This is a genomic window from Pseudoalteromonas sp. C2R02, from assembly GCF_018860845.1.
Lineage (GTDB): Bacteria > Pseudomonadota > Gammaproteobacteria > Enterobacterales > Alteromonadaceae > Pseudoalteromonas.
The window spans coordinates 52872-68034 of sequence record NZ_JAHKQC010000011.1 but is presented as its reverse complement, the minus strand read 5'-3'; the positions used below and the strand labels follow the sequence as shown (position 1 = coordinate 68034).

The window sequence follows — 15163 nt, the reverse complement described above, 5'->3', positions numbered from 1 at the left end:
TTACCCAAGCTAATTGCGACGAAAAAACTTTTGTAACAAATACCTCCTTTACGCATAGTTATAGTTATCTTATTTTTAAAAAGTAGTGTTTATAAAGGAGGCTTTATGCGTTACTGGATTTGTATTTTATGTTTTAACCCTTTTTTTTATACCTATGCCAGCATAAATTATCATGTGTTAGTGAATAAAAACTTAAAACAATTAGATGTAAAGATATGTTCTGACAAAAACTTGCCCAGCCAATATGCTTTAGGGCGAAGTCGATCAAGTCAATATATTAAATCATTAACACAGCACAGTACGTCAAAACCTAGCAAAAACCTAAAACTATATAGAGGACGTTTGTATTTATCTGATACTTCGACTGGGGATTGTGTTAGTTATCAAACAGACCTAACTAAATCACTGGTCCATGATAATAAAACGGTGTTAATTGATAATCGTGATTGGTTGCTTTATCCCAATACAGAGCACCAAGTTAAAATTCAATTTCACTTTGAACACCGCAAGCATAAAGTGTCAGCTCCTTGGCCAAAAGTACACAAAGGTAAAAGTAATAATCATTATATTTTGCCACGTTACCCAAAAAGTCAGTCAAGTAAGACTGTCATAGGTCAGGTACATATCGCATCTTTAAATGTGAAAAATGCAAAAATAGAAATCGCTTTAATTGGGATAGATGATAAAAAAAGATTAAATGAATATATAAAATGGATTAGTGATACTGCTGAGATTTTAGATACGCATACTGGGTTATTTCCACAAAGGCCGGTGCAAATTATTTTAGCTGCGAAGGGGTCACAAAGAGAAGCGGTACCTTGGGCTGAAGTGCAAAGGGGAGGTGGTGCATCAGTGCATTTTTATGTTGATGAATTCAGAGATATAAATGATTTTTATCAAGACTGGACCGCAGTTCATGAATTAAGTCATTTATATCTACCTAGTTTACAAACCGAAGACTTATGGTTATCTGAAGGTTTAGCCACTTATTACCAAGTTGTTTTAAGGTCTAAAGCTAAAATAACGACTTCATCGCAAGGATGGCAAAAGCTACTGAGTGGTTTTAATCGTGGAAAAAGAGCTGATAACGGCTTAAACCTCAGGCAAACAAATGCCACACAACATTATTATTGGGGTGGAACTGCATACTTTTTTATGGCTGATGTGGCGATAAGAACACATACCAATCAAACATTATTTTCAGTTATGAATCAGTTTGTAAATTGTTGTATAAATGAGGTTGGCCAATGGTCTGCTGAGCGATTAACTGCAAAATTAGACTTAATCTCACAGACTAGAATCTTCAGCGAATTGCTTGAAAAACAAGCATTAACGCGCAGTTTTCCTAATGTAGATCCTGTGCTAGCTACATTAGGTGTAACACAATCTTTTTGGGGGCGAATTCGTATTAATGATGAGCAAGGATATGACATGCGTAAACAAATTATGTCGCCTTAAAGTAAGTTGTTACAAATAAGCTATTGGTATGTATTTTGCTCATTTTAAATTACTTCAATTAATGTGTGATTTATAATTAATATAAATGGACTTAGTGGTGCACGAACGGTAACTGGATTTCAAAAAAGTAATTATCCCACAAATATCGATCAATCAAATGATAAATCATTAAAGAATGACAGATACATACCCAGTGATAAAACATCACAGATTGAAAATACTTATACGCATTTAGCCAATAATTCAGTTAAAAACAATCTCACAACAACTCCAACAAAGGAAAGGGCTACTTTTAGTGATTTACGCCAAGCTATGTTAGATCAAAGATTAGGAATAGATCGCGATAAAATTAATGAAATTGAAGCCTTAATTGAAGAATTACAGGCGTTGATGGCAAGTCTACCCAGTGATAACGCTGATAATTCAAAATTGAAACAACAATTAGCAGATTTACAGAAACAATTAGACCAAGAGTATCAAAAGGGAGCTGAGCATATGAGAGAGAAAGATAAAAGTGAAAATTAAATGATTCTGTAATATAAGTCTGTCGCTTTTATTCAATCATTCATAATAATCTAGCACTAAAATATGTGTCATTAAAAGCTCAATGATAAGAATTTAAACATGTTAGAAATTAAAACTATTGAAAATATTGGCTTACTCTCTTCCTTTAAAAAACAATATTTAGCACAAACAACGGCGGCACTTGATGGCATGTGGTTATGTGGGTTTGTTCCAATGTCAAAGCACTTTGGCTTTTATCAAGATAAAATACTGATAGGGTATTGTTGTATTAACGATGATGGGTTTTTATTACAGTTTTATATATCTCAAGAATATAAGCAGTTTCAATCAGAAATATTTTCACAAGTTGTAATGAGCAAATTTGATATTACAGGTAAGGTAGAAGGAGCATTTGTGAGTACTGCTGAACCAGACTATGCATCACTTTGTTTAAAGAATTTTACTCAATCTAAAGTTAATGCTTTGATGTATCATAAAGATAATGACTTAGCACAAGATACTAAGTTATTTATGGTACCAGCACAGGCTGAGCAACTAATGACTTTTGTTGAATTTGCTAAAAACAATATCGGTGCGCCAGAGCAGTGGGTAACAGGTTATTATGATAATTTAATCTCTAGAACAGAGTTGTTTGGTTATTGGCAAGGTGATAGTTTAATTGCTGTTGGCGAGTGCCGTGTTTTTGATGACGTGCAAATAGGCTATGCTGATTTAGGTATGGTCGTGGCTGAATCTGAACGTGGAAAAGGTATGGCAACTCCAGTTTTAAATTTTTTAATAAATCATGCACAGCAAAAAGGTTTAAAACCTATTTGTTCAACTGGACAAACGAATATAGCAGCGCAAAAAGCCATTAGTGGTGCTGGTTTTTATTCATCAAATCACATTATTCAATTTGAAGTTTAATATGGGCTTATGTGTCGTTTAGGGAAAAGTGAAATGTATTATAGGCTAGCTTGTCATGATTAAATGGATGTTGAAACCACAATCAAAACAAGTGGCTAAATACGTTGATTGTTATTGGTTTTTAGATAAAGACACAGAGTGTGTTGAACATATATATCCTAAATTAAATCCAGATCCAGCTGCCACATTTATTATTACGACTAATAAACAGCCCTACAGTTATGATTTAGGTGTGCAGAAATTTAATGGTTTAGGCTGTCATTGGATATTGCCATATACACAAACTATGTTGCTTGACCATTCTAAACCTTTGCAGTTAATAGGCATTAAATTTCATATCGGCGCATTATATTCTCTGGGCATTAATCACCAACAGCCAGTGATAGATGAAGTGCTCAATGCACAATTATCTGATATTTTTAAGCAAGTAGATGATGACCAAATTGCACTGTTATCGTATGCAAATACAGCTCCTCAGCAATGCGGTGATATATTAGATAACCAGTTATTTTCATGGTTAGATAATGGTTTTGAAGATAAACATAGCTTATTGACAAATCATGCGATTGATTTATTAACGCATACACAAATATCTGAAATCGGCGTAAAGTTAAATTGCTCGCAAAGAACTGTTGAACGTAGTTTTTTACGGGTTACAGGGCTTACATTAAAGCAGTGCCAATCAATGAACCGTTTAGAAGCCATACTGGAATATTTATATCAACGTGAAGCTGCAGATATAGATTGGGCTCAAATTGCGCATCAGTTTGGGTTTAGCGACCAACCCCACTTAATTCGTTATTTTAAAAAAATCATAGGTTCAACACCTGAAAACTATGCAAATCAAAGAGACTTAGCCATAGATATTTATGGTGGCGTTCAACCTAGAGAGTAAATGTTGTATTTGGATACAGCATTTATGTTTTTAACGCTCATTTACTTTTTAAATTCAGGTAACATAGCCTTTAGAACATCATCTTTGAGAATTACTTTGTGGCAGATAGCTGCGCTAATATGAATAGTTATTAATGAGATTAATAAAATAATACTAAATTCATGGCTATTTCTCATAAACTCAAAGTTTGACTCACTATATACGTGTGCTGAGGCATTTATTTTAAAAGAACCAAAAACCATAACGGGTAATTCATGTAACCTTGCAGTGAAATATCCTGTAACAGGCACTAAAATCATAGATAAATATAAACCAAAATGTACCGCTTTAGCTGTAATCACTTGCCATTTAGGTTGCTTAGTTTGAGCTGTTTTAGGGTTTTTAGTAAAACGTTTTATTATTCTAAATAACAATAAAATACTGATAATAGACCCGATGCTTGAATGGCCTACTAACATTTCTTTATGCTCTTCTGTCGTCATTTCATTAGCAAAGCCAATTAATGCAAATAGCATTAATAAAATTAAAAAGGCCATACTCCAGTGTAATAACTTCTGAATTTTATCGAACTTATTATTAATTGTGAAATCTATCTGTTTATTTAATTTCATAATATTTACTCTTATATTTTTAATTTTCATATTATGATTGTTTAAATTAAAATGATAATTAGTGAATTTTATAAAAGATTGTTTTCTATGGCGAACAATGACCTGAACCAAATACATATTTTTACCCAAGTAGCTAATTTAAAAAGCTTTACTCGCGCTGCAGAGCGTTTAAATATTGAAAAATCGACAGTAAGTTCAAAAATATCTCAATTAGAATCAAGGCTCAAAATAAGATTGTTACAACGCACTACACGTTCAGTAAATTTAACTGATGCGGGTGCTGAGTATTTAAAGTTTTGCGAATCGGCACTTGAGTCCCTAAAAATGGGAGATGATTTTATAGCTGAACTCAGCAATATTCCCGCCGGTAATATTAGAGTTAGCACACCTCATGATTTGGTAGAGTTTTGGATGCCAACTGTGATCACACCATTCTTAGAACAGTACCCAAAAATAAATTTAGAAATAATTCAAACAAATAAAAATGTAGATTTGATCAAAGAAAAATTTGATATTGCTATTCGATCATCTAATGAAGAAATACAAGACAGCAGTTTAATTTATAGAAAAATATATCAAGCCCAATTAGTGGCTGTGGCGAGTAAGTATTATATTGAAAATTATGGATTAGTAAAAATGCCATTTGAATTAAAAAGTATACCTAGTGTTGGTATTAGTATCAGTAATAATGAAGAGGCTAAAATTGATACCATTTATTGGCAAGATCAAAAAATAACACTAAAACATCGCCTTGCAGTAAATAGTATGAGCAGTGTAAAACAAGCTATCAAATCAGGCTTAGGTTTTGGTATCTTATCAAAAAATATGATCAAACAAGAATTAAAAGCAGGTGAACTTTTAGAGATAAATACGAATATAAAAATAAAACCGACATCTTTATATATTGTTTATCCATCTAGAGCAGGGCAACCAGCGAAGTTAAAAGCATTTGTAGAAGCTTTAGTTAAATGGGGTGAAAAAGTTATGAATTAAATAAGAAGCCAGTTTAATGACTTCTTATATTATTTATAGCTGTTATTTTACTGTGATTTCTAAGTTTGCAGCTGTGTAAGCAGCATAAGCGTTAACACCCACATGCCAAGTTGATTCAGCTGTAATGGCTGTTTCACAAGATTCGCTATTACCAGTATTCCATGAACGACAATCATAGCTACTAGTTGTTGGTTGTGAGCCTTTACGAATGTAAATATCAGCATCACCGGTTCCACCAGATAAAACGGCTTTAATACTTGTAGCATTAGCTGGTGCATCTACAGTGAAATACTTCCAGCCACTTTTAGCATCAGATAGGTTTGATTCTGAAACAGTAATAGGTAATGTTGTACCACCTAGTTGGTAAGAACCAATTAAATTAACACCGCTATAAGCTGCATATCCTGAAACCATAATTGAGTATTCACCACTTTGTGTTAGCGGGCAATTTTCAACATTGCCAGACTCATATGGACGACAATCATAATTACTTTTACTTGCTGTTGAGCCTCTTTTCACATATATATCCGCATCGCCTGTACCAGCTGACGTTGAGATTGAAATATTAGAAGCCCCCGCAGGTACGCTAAATGTATATGATGTTTCACTGTCTTTTGCGCCACTGATTGCGATAGCTGTATTATTTTCAAGTGCAGTCACTTCAGGAGGTAAAACAACACCTGTTCTGAAGCTTGCCATAGCTGGAGATGTTAAGTTTAGCGCACGTGCATTATCACTTTTAGTGGTTGTGCCCATTACATCACCATTGTAGGTTTTGTTTGGATTTGACCAGTAGTTGATACGAGTACAGCCTGAAGTACAGTTATACGCCATAACTGTGCGCCAGCGAGATTGTGGATCCTGATAACCATGACCAAATGCATATGGGGTTGTAGTAGGATCGTTTTCTGGATTATGTCTTGCTCCTTGTAAATGACCAATTTCATGACCAAAAGAGTAATAACCTGTAGCACAATCATAATCTACAATTACAAATGCTGAAGATGCATTGGCACCAATTGCATCAGCTTGGCCACAATAGCCATTTACATCATTAACCAATACAACCACATCTGCAGCGTATTGATCACGTAATGTATGCACTTCATCCATATAACCATCATTTGTTGCTGCTAAACGTGTTAAGTCAGTACTTGAATTGCTTGCTTCTGTGTAAGTCACTTGTGCTTTATGAGCAAGTGAAACAGTAGCGTTTACACCTGAATTTGAATAACCGGTATTGGTTTCTGTAATTGCTAAATCAATTAAGCTGTTGATATCCGTCACTTTAGATTTTGCAGCACTGGTATATACCACTAATAACTTGATATCTGATGTTGCTGCAGTTGCATTGGCAGTGAAATCAGTTTCAATCACGCTATTAAAATTAAGTGCAGTAGGGTGTGTTTGTACGCTTTCACTAAACCCTTCATGATGCTCATTTGGAATATGTTTTTCATCTATCTCAGTAATGGTATGTTCGCCATTTTGAGTTGGTGCGATTTTGAATAAGGTATTGTCAGAACGAATTGTACCAGTTACGCCCATAGGTGATTGTACTAATGTCACTGTATCACCATTTTGATTATTACCAATCCAAACAGTATTACCACTTGTACTCATAGAGGCATTTTGTTTAGTAAATGACACCATATTACCGTTAATTGGAATGGCTAGTGAGTGCGTTGATAGTGCAATTTCAAAATGTGATGATGAAAGTGTTGTTTGGCTTTGTTGATGAATTTCTAGCGCCATTGGTGTGTTATATGATTGTACTTCAAACAGTGTTTGCTGTGCATTGACGCTAGCTGAAGCAAGTATTGCTAAACTAATTATTGATTTATTCATTATTATTGTCCTGTGTGCTTACCCTGAAATGGGACAAGCATAATAAAGGTTATAAAAATGTTATCAAGTTGATGTTTAAATGTTTTTTATTTCAATAATTTTAAATTTGTAAATAAAGTTTTACTTTTGGGTACTAATAAATGATTAGATCTTGAATAGAATTTAATATATGAGAGTTTTTTAGATTTGGCTTAAAATTGGCATATTTTAGTTTTTTGATCATATAAAATTGAAATAAATGAAGCTTTATTTATATGATCTATCATGTAGCTTATTAAGTTAGAGCCTTATCTACAGTTTGAAGGATCTCACTCTTCGTTGAGGGTTTCATAATATAGCCAGAGAGACCATGAGAGGCCCACTTCTGTACTAGTTCTTTCCTTTTATTTCCAGATAAAGCAATAATAGGGGTTTTACTGCCATTTTCTAGTTTTCTTATATGTCGGGTTGTATTTAAGCCATCAAGATTAGGCATAAATAAATCCATGATTATTAATGTATATTCATTTTCTTTAATTTTTTTAATGGCTTTAAGCCCGTCCTCTGCTTCATCTATAATAAAACCTTCTTTTTGTAAAATACTCGAAATCATTTCTCTGTAAATATGGTTATCTTCAACAATTAAAATTGTTTTATCAGGTGGTGGAAGCACTTCTTGTTGCTTCATTTTAGCTAATAACTCTACTACTTCTTTTGTATTTTCTGCTCTTGAATGATTGATTAAATGCGTATTTTTAGTATTAGTAGTATTAAGGTGTTGTTTGGTCATCATCTCAAGAAGTGAATTTATTGAATCTGAGATATTGGATTCTAATAATTGAAATAAAGGAATTAAGTGATCTTTATTGATTTCATCTAATAATTTATTTTTAGCTACTTGCTCGGTGTCAATTGGGTCAATGCTTTTTACAGGCAAGTTATTTTTACTTTCTTGTAAAGTGTTCACTAAATCTTTACGACATTGCGCGCCTTGTTCTAGTAATTGTGTAAATTCTTCATTTTGTTTGTTAAGTTGCTCGGCCTGTTTTTCATCAAAAGAGTAAGTAGTTTGACATTTAATTAAACCTTCATGTATGACTAGTTTTAATCTCAATTTTTCATATAGAGGCTGAAAAACAAAGTAGTTATTAAATAACTTTTTGATACATGATTGAAACGATAATCCAGACTCCTTGTTATTGCATAATAAAATACTGTAATGGTTGGTACTCAATACTTTTTTTTCTACAAGGTTTAAGTACACTTTGGTGCTTTGTAATACTGAGTCTAAGGCAAAAAGAACAACGCAGGGGTTTAGCTGTTTTATGTCGCTTTGTAGTTTTTTTGAATTGGCGATGACTCTAAACTCTCTATTTACATCTAAAATAATAGGTAGTAAACAGCTTATATCATCTTCATGTTGATATATTAAAACAATTTTTGGATGTCTGCATACTAGTCGGTTATCTGTCATTTTTAAACTCCAAATATAACTGTTTTACTTCTACATTAATATGTTGGATCAGTATTTTACATTTTGCTTTATGTGACTTATTGGCGTTTTCTTCTAGTTGCTGAAGTATGTCTCCCACTTTCTCTGCACCTACGGCATTTGCCGAGGTTTTTAAATAATGGGCTTCTCCACGGATATTTAAGTAATCATTATTATTATATAACTGGACTAGTTTTTTTAGGCTTTCTTGTGCTTGCGTTAAAAAGCTAGCAATAAACTTTAAATGCTCACTAGGTTCATCACCAAGTATATCAATTAGGGTTTGTTTATTTAATATTTGAAGTGGTTTCATCATGAGACATACCATTTATTGAGAACAGATTTTAAATTGTTCAATGTGATAGGTTTGCTAATAAAGTCGTTCATGCCAAAGGTATAACAGTTTTCTTTATCTCCTTGCATAGCCGCTCCAGTTACAGCTATGACAGGCACTTCGCTTAATCCTTTTTCATTTTCAAGTACCCGAATCTTTTTTGTCATTTCATATCCATCTAATTCCGGCATATGGCAGTCAGTTAAAATTAAACTGTAATCTTGGGACTGCCAGGCATCAAAACCTTCATTACCATTGTTTGCGATATCACAATCGTAACCAAGTTGGTTGAGTTGTTTTAAAATGAGCTTTTGATTAATGTTGTTATCCTCAACAAGTAAAATACCAGACTTAAAGTGATTTTTAGGCTGATCTATCAGTTCTAAGTCAAAATCACTGTCATCCAACTCAAGATCAAAATCTTCTATATTTAAATCATTATTTATTTTTTCTTGGTTTTCTTTACTGTGTAATAATAAATCTTCAATGGATTTGATTGTTTGAGGCTGTATATATGAGATTAAAAAATCGGGTAATAACGATTGAAAACTAACTTGCTGTAACAGCTCACAAAATACGAGCTTGTGTATTTGATCTATTAGCATTAGATTTTCATAAAATTTCATGTGTTCAGTAACTTGGTTATCAATTATGATGATCAGAGAAGCATCGTTTAAATGGCTAACATCTTCGGCATGCATACATGTTACTTGCTCGCAATATAAAGATATAAGGCAAATTAATTGGGATGATTTTTTTAAATTTAATTCATCAAAATATATAATTTTTACTGATTCATATATAACTTTCTTAGGTATTGGAGCGTTTGTTTGCGTATGCCAGATAGGGATTGATACGGTAAACGTTGATCCTTTGCCTTCAGTACTGTCTAGAGATATTGAACCTCCTAGCATATCTACTAGTTGCCCTGATATTGCGAGGCCTAAACCTGTTCCGCCAAATTTTCTAGTTGTCGATTTTTCAGCTTGGATAAAAGGAGAAAATAGCTTTTTTTGAGTTTCTTTATTTATTCCTATTCCGGTATCACTAATATCATAAACTATTTGAAATAAGCTACTTTCTATCCTTTTCCATTTAATATCAATTGTGACATCTTTTAACTTTTGATTATTACCAGCTGTAAACTTCATTGCATTACTAACTAAATTAAAAATAACTTGTCTGATCCTAACCTCATCACTTTTTATAATGTTCGGCATAACTGTATCTTCGAAAATCGAGAGGTTGATATTTTTTTCAAGCGCTATCGCTGTGTAAGTTTTTAGTGCGTTATCTATCATCTCATTGTGATTAAAAGGGATTGTTTCAATTTCTAGTTTGCCAGCTTCTATTTTATTAATGTCTAAAATATCATTTAATATTGAAATTAAATTGTGTGCGGATACCGACGCTGTATTAATGAGGTCTTTGTCTTCGTAGTTTTTTGTCGACAGAGCGAGTAACTCTAAAGAGCCTATTATGGCATTCATAGGTGTACGTAATTCATGACTCATCATTGCAAGAAAGTCTGATTTTGTTTGATTTGCTTTTTCAGCTCTTTTAGTGGCTTGTGTGAGTTCTAATGTTCTTGATTCAACCCTTTGTTCTAATTCTAAATTTAATTGAGTTAATTTGTCATTCGCACGAAAAATTTCACTTTGGTCAACACAAAAACCATCAATTCTGCAGTTTTCACCATTTATATTTTTACCTACAACGCCTTTAGCGTAAACATAAATAATTTCTCCATCAGGTAAAACTCCTCGATACTGTTCATCAAATTCTTTACCTGTTTCTAAAGACACTTCTAGCGCTTTTAAAACTTTGCATGAGTCTTCTGGATGAATTCTTTCAGCCCAGCGCTCTAATTGACCAATATCTTCTTGTTCTAATTTGAAGATTTTATTTGATTGTTGATCCCAATCCCAACTCCATACATTTTTTTCTTTAAAAGCTCTCCAAGTACCAATTTTACCTGCTTGCATAGCAAGGGCTTTACTTTCATTTGCATCATTAAGTGCAATCACCATTTCTTTTTCGGCAGTACAATCTAGAAGTGTGCCATATATATGTTGAAGACCCGTTTTGTTTTCGGTAACTTCACCTCTGATTTGAAGCCATTGAATATTGTTATTGACGATTACTCTAAATTCAAAATCAAGTAAGAGTTGGAACTTCAAATGATTATCAAAAAAAATCTCAAATAATCCTCGATCGTTTGGGTGAACTATTTGTAATAGTTCGTTCCATGAAAGGTTGGTGGTGGTATCGACGCCTATAAGCGTTTTAGAAGTATGAGAAAAGTAGGCTTCTTCATTTGAAATATTGTAGCGCCAAATACCAATGTTGGCACCGCTAATTGCATTATGTAACATGGTAATATCATGTTCAGGATTGGTATCAGTTGTTAAATTTGTTTGATGTGAAATTTCGATTAATGAAAATGTATATTGCTGGTTTTTGGTCTCTTTATATAATTTAATAAGTAGAAAATATCTTTTATTCACATCATGAAATTCTAATGAAAACGACTGTTGTTGGTTTGAAATAAACATATTAAACAGAGGGTTGTCATACTCAAAAATTGATTCCAATGAGGTTAATGTTAGTTGTGTTTGGGTTAAGTTTAATAGCTCACATAGAGACTGGTTAACTTTAATAATTTGATTAAACTTATTTAAACTAAGTACCGCAGCTTCATACTCTAAGATGCTTTTCATATTCACAGCTCCTTTGTATAAATAAACTATAGCAGGGTTATTACAATTTTTATGATTGCGTGAAAAAAGAACAGTTTTATTTAGGGTATTTAAAAGGAATTGAAGGATTGATCTCGGATGGCTGGAAAGTAAAAAGAAGCTACGTTAGGATTTACGTAGCTAAATAAGTAATTCAGGGACTTCTTGAATGAGCACTAAATGAGACATGTACTCACCAAAATGTTTTAAGCAACTTCCTGAGTGAGTGCTAAATTAGCCATGTACTCGTCAAATGTACCTTGGAAATCGATCACTTGTTTGTCATTAATATCAATAATTCGCGTAGCGAGTGATGATACAAATTCACGGTCATGGCTTACAAAAATTAAAGTACCTTCGTAAACTTTTAGCGCATTATTTAATGCTTCAATTGCTTCCATATCCATGTGGTTAGTTGGCTCATCCATTACTAATACATTGATATCTTGCATCATTAATTTACCAAACAATAAGCGGTTTTTCTCACCACCAGAACAATTACGTGCTTTTTTATTTGCATCATCTGCAGTAAATAATAAACGACCTAAAATACCACGTACTGCTAAATCATCATGTTTAGTTGTGCGCCATTGTGAGATCCAATCAAATATACTTAAATCATTGTCGAAATCAGCTGAACTATCTTGAGGGCAGTAGCCAACAGAAGCATTTTCTGACCACTTAATAACACCATGATTTTGTTTAAGTTCATTAACTAAACAACGTAGCATTGTTGTTTTACCAACACCGTTTTCACCAATGATTGCTAATTTTGCACCGGCTTCTAATATTAAATCACCGTTTTGGAATAAAGTTTCACCATCAAAACCATGGCCAAACTCTTCTAAGATAAGAGCAGAGCGATACATGGTTTTACCTGGATCAAAACTTAAAGAAGGCTTTAAACGACTTGAAGATTTAACTTCATCAAGTTTAATTTTATCCATCTTTTTAGCACGAGAACTCGCTTGTTTTGCTTTTGAAGCATTGGCACCAAAACGATTTACGAAGTCTTGTAACTCATTAATTTCAGCGCTTTTCTTAGCGTTCTCTGCAAGTAATTGCTCTTGAATTAGGCTCGAAGCTTCAATGAACTTTTCGTAGTTACCTGGATAAATACGTAATTCACCATAATCAATATCAGCCATATGTGTACATACAGAGTTTAAGAAGTGTCTATCATGCGAAATGATGATCATGGTACATTTACGCTGATTTAACTCACCTGCTAACCAGTTGATAGTATGAATATCAAGGTTATTTGTTGGTTCATCAAGTAATAAAATATCAGGATTTGAGAATAATGCTTGTGCAAGTAATACGCGTAACTTCCAACCCGGTGCCACTTGTTGCATTAAACCAAAATGCAGCTCTTCTTCAATACCTGCATCTAGTAAAATTTGTCCTGCACGGCTTTCGGCTGTGTAACCATCCATTTCTGCAAATTGGCTTTCAAGCTCTGCAACTGCCATACCATCTTCTTCACTCATTTCTGGTAAAGAATAAATACGCTCACGCTCTTGTTTTATTTCCCATAGGGCATTATCACCCATGATCACAGCATCAATAACAGAATATTCTTCAAAAGCAAACTGGTCTTGACTTAAAGTACCCACTTTTAAACCTGGTGTGATTGAAACATTACCTGCGCTTGGTGCAAGTACACCGCTTAGGATTTTCATAAATGTTGATTTACCGCAACCATTGGCGCCAATTAAGCCATAGCGGTTACCGTTACCAAATTTAGCTGAAATGTTTTCAAACAAAGGCTCAGCACCAAATTGCATTGTGATGTTATTAGTCTGGATGATAACCAGTTACTCCAAAATTGATTTTTATAACAAGTGGTTATTATTCACTCACTATTTAAGGCCGCGTATTATACATGAAATAGGCTTGTCGTGGGGATTTTATTCAATATTAAAGTAGGCAGTTTAATGTATTACATTGTTTAATCATCACATTTAATTGTTATTTATTCTCTTCTCCAATCTTTAGTAAACGCAATAAATTTTTGTAATAAAGGCGATATATATTTTTCTTTGTGATGCACTAAATAATATTGTCGAGTTTGTTTTTTAGGCAAGTTGAGCATTATGAGTCGTTTGTCTTTTACTGCATGCGCCACGGCCAGTTTTGATAAACAGGCAATACCTAATCCTGCAGCAACACTGTTGATTATGGCCTCGGTATTGGTAAGCTGAAATGCGATACGCCAGTTTTTTAGTTCTGGTTCTAAAAAGTGCATAAAATAATGTTTAGTGCCCGAGCCTTCTTCTCTAAAAATCCAATCTTGGCTTTCTAAATCCTTGATTTTTTTGATCACTATACTAGCAAGTGGTGAATCAGATGCGCATACAATGCACATTTCGTCTGATAACCAAGGTATTATCGATAAGTTGTCATATTTAGCTCTACCTTCAACTAATGCAATATCAAGTTCAAATTTAGCGAGTTTCTCATAAATATCAGTGCTATTTGATATGGTAAGGTTTTGTTTTGTATGTCGGGTTTCAAGTCTGAAATCTTTTAATAAATAGGGCACAACTTGATTACCTATAGTATCACTGGCGCCAATTTTTAATTGTCCAGTTAAACTGGTATGTTCATCAAATAAGCTCTCTATATCTTGAGTTCGGTCAAGTAGTTCATCGGCTAATGGTTGTAGCTTTAACCCAAATTCATTAATGAGTAGGCGATTATTATGGCGGTCGAATAGCTTATGTCCTAGTTGGTTTTCTAACTCATTTAAAGCCATGCTAACAGCGGGCTTAGTTAAAAATAACTTTTTAGCAGCTAATGTAATGGATTTTTCTTGGGCAACCATTTTAAAAATGTTTAATTGTCTTAATGCGATATTCATTTGGTTTACCTAAGTGGGTTAAATTATATTGAACTTTATCTTAATATGTTCAAATATTATTAATTTAAGTATGCCTCTACAATTATCATATGGTCAACCTTTAGTGTTATGAGTATTGTGCTTATGAAAACTTTTAACGTATTTAAACTAATTTATCTACTGGGATTGTGGCCTAGCACAATCGCAAAGCAGTTGTTTAAAATTAGCGTGAACTATTAATAATTAACATATCGCGTTATTTAAAATAAAAGAGTTAGAAGGAGATTGATGATATTAGTTTAAAAGAGTATTAATATTATAGTCTAAACTTATGTATATATGGCAGTATGCTCAGGAAGGGTTATGGATATCAGTAAGCTTGATTTAGTTTTTTTGGGGACTTTAAAAGTGAAAGTAGGTGTTTTTTTAGCTAATGAAAATAGCATTCCTGAATTTAAATCACATACAAAAATTGAAACAGATTGTGCATATTTATCTCTTTTCTTTGTGTTTAACTTTTTACGTCAATGGCATTTATAGAT

Annotated in this window: 13 protein-coding genes; 6 read left to right on the top strand and 7 right to left on the bottom strand. The window is 33.2% G+C overall.

Annotated elements, in window-relative coordinates; all coding sequences use genetic code 11:
• Positions 1-105: 105 nt before the first annotated feature.
• The 4 genes from KO527_RS02410 (at position 106) to KO527_RS02395 (ending at position 3784) form a co-directional block, all read left to right on the top strand.
• Positions 106-1458, top strand: coding sequence for a hypothetical protein (locus tag KO527_RS02410; protein ID WP_216038787.1), 1353 nt, complete (start codon positions 106-108; stop codon positions 1456-1458).
• Between the two features lie 312 nt (positions 1459-1770).
• Positions 1771-1983 (top strand): hypothetical protein, encoded by a 213-nt coding sequence (locus tag KO527_RS02405; protein ID WP_216038786.1) that lies wholly within the window; start codon positions 1771-1773, stop codon positions 1981-1983.
• 99 nt (positions 1984-2082) lie between these two features.
• Positions 2083-2889 (top strand): GNAT family N-acetyltransferase, encoded by an 807-nt coding sequence (locus KO527_RS02400; RefSeq protein WP_216038785.1) that lies wholly within the window; start codon positions 2083-2085, stop codon positions 2887-2889.
• A 55-nt stretch (positions 2890-2944) separates the two neighbouring features.
• Positions 2945-3784 carry a helix-turn-helix domain-containing protein gene (locus tag KO527_RS02395; protein ID WP_216038784.1) on the top strand — a complete coding sequence of 280 codons (840 nt, stop codon included), beginning with the start codon at positions 2945-2947 and terminating at the stop codon, positions 3782-3784.
• A gap of 41 nt (positions 3785-3825) precedes the next feature.
• Here the strand turns inward: KO527_RS02395 and KO527_RS02390 are convergent, their stop codons facing one another.
• On the bottom strand, positions 3826-4395 hold the full coding sequence (locus KO527_RS02390) for a cytochrome b/b6 domain-containing protein (RefSeq protein WP_216038783.1): 570 nt from the start codon (positions 4393-4395) through the stop codon (positions 3826-3828).
• Between the two features lie 87 nt (positions 4396-4482).
• Between KO527_RS02390 and KO527_RS02385 the strand changes: the two genes are divergently transcribed.
• Positions 4483-5388, top strand: a complete 906-nt coding sequence (locus KO527_RS02385) for a LysR family transcriptional regulator (protein ID WP_216038782.1) — start codon at positions 4483-4485, stop codon at positions 5386-5388.
• Between the two features lie 42 nt (positions 5389-5430).
• On the opposite strand, the gene KO527_RS02380 is transcribed toward KO527_RS02385, so the two are convergent.
• The 6 genes from KO527_RS02380 to KO527_RS02355 form a co-directional block, all read right to left on the bottom strand.
• Entirely contained in the window at positions 5431-7236 is a 1806-nt protein-coding gene (locus tag KO527_RS02380) for a pre-peptidase C-terminal domain-containing protein (protein ID WP_216038781.1), read from the bottom strand.
• 274 nt (positions 7237-7510) lie between these two features.
• The gene (locus tag KO527_RS02375) at positions 7511-8689 is read right to left on the bottom strand and encodes a response regulator (RefSeq protein ID WP_216038780.1); all 1179 of its coding nucleotides are present in this window, start codon (positions 8687-8689) and stop codon (positions 7511-7513) included.
• Entirely contained in the window at positions 8679-9023 is a 345-nt protein-coding gene (locus KO527_RS02370) for an Hpt domain-containing protein (protein WP_216038779.1), read from the bottom strand. The genes KO527_RS02375 and KO527_RS02370 overlap by 11 nt, the downstream gene beginning before the upstream one ends.
• Positions 9020-11761 carry a PAS domain-containing hybrid sensor histidine kinase/response regulator gene (locus tag KO527_RS02365; protein ID WP_216038778.1) on the bottom strand — a complete coding sequence of 914 codons (2742 nt, stop codon included), beginning with the start codon at positions 11759-11761 and terminating at the stop codon, positions 9020-9022. Before KO527_RS02365 ends, KO527_RS02370 begins: the two co-directional genes overlap by 4 nt.
• Before the next feature lie 224 nt (positions 11762-11985).
• Positions 11986-13590 (bottom strand): ABC-F family ATPase, encoded by a 1605-nt coding sequence (locus KO527_RS02360; protein ID WP_216038809.1) that lies wholly within the window; start codon positions 13588-13590, stop codon positions 11986-11988.
• Between the two features lie 164 nt (positions 13591-13754).
• Complete coding sequence (locus KO527_RS02355; RefSeq protein ID WP_216038777.1) at positions 13755-14642, bottom strand: LysR substrate-binding domain-containing protein; 888 nt, start codon at positions 14640-14642, stop codon at positions 13755-13757.
• A gap of 342 nt (positions 14643-14984) precedes the next feature.
• Between KO527_RS02355 and KO527_RS02350 the strand changes: the two genes are divergently transcribed.
• On the top strand, positions 14985-15161 hold the full coding sequence (locus KO527_RS02350; protein WP_216038776.1) for a hypothetical protein: 177 nt from the start codon (positions 14985-14987) through the stop codon (positions 15159-15161).
• Positions 15162-15163: the final 2 nt, after the last annotated feature.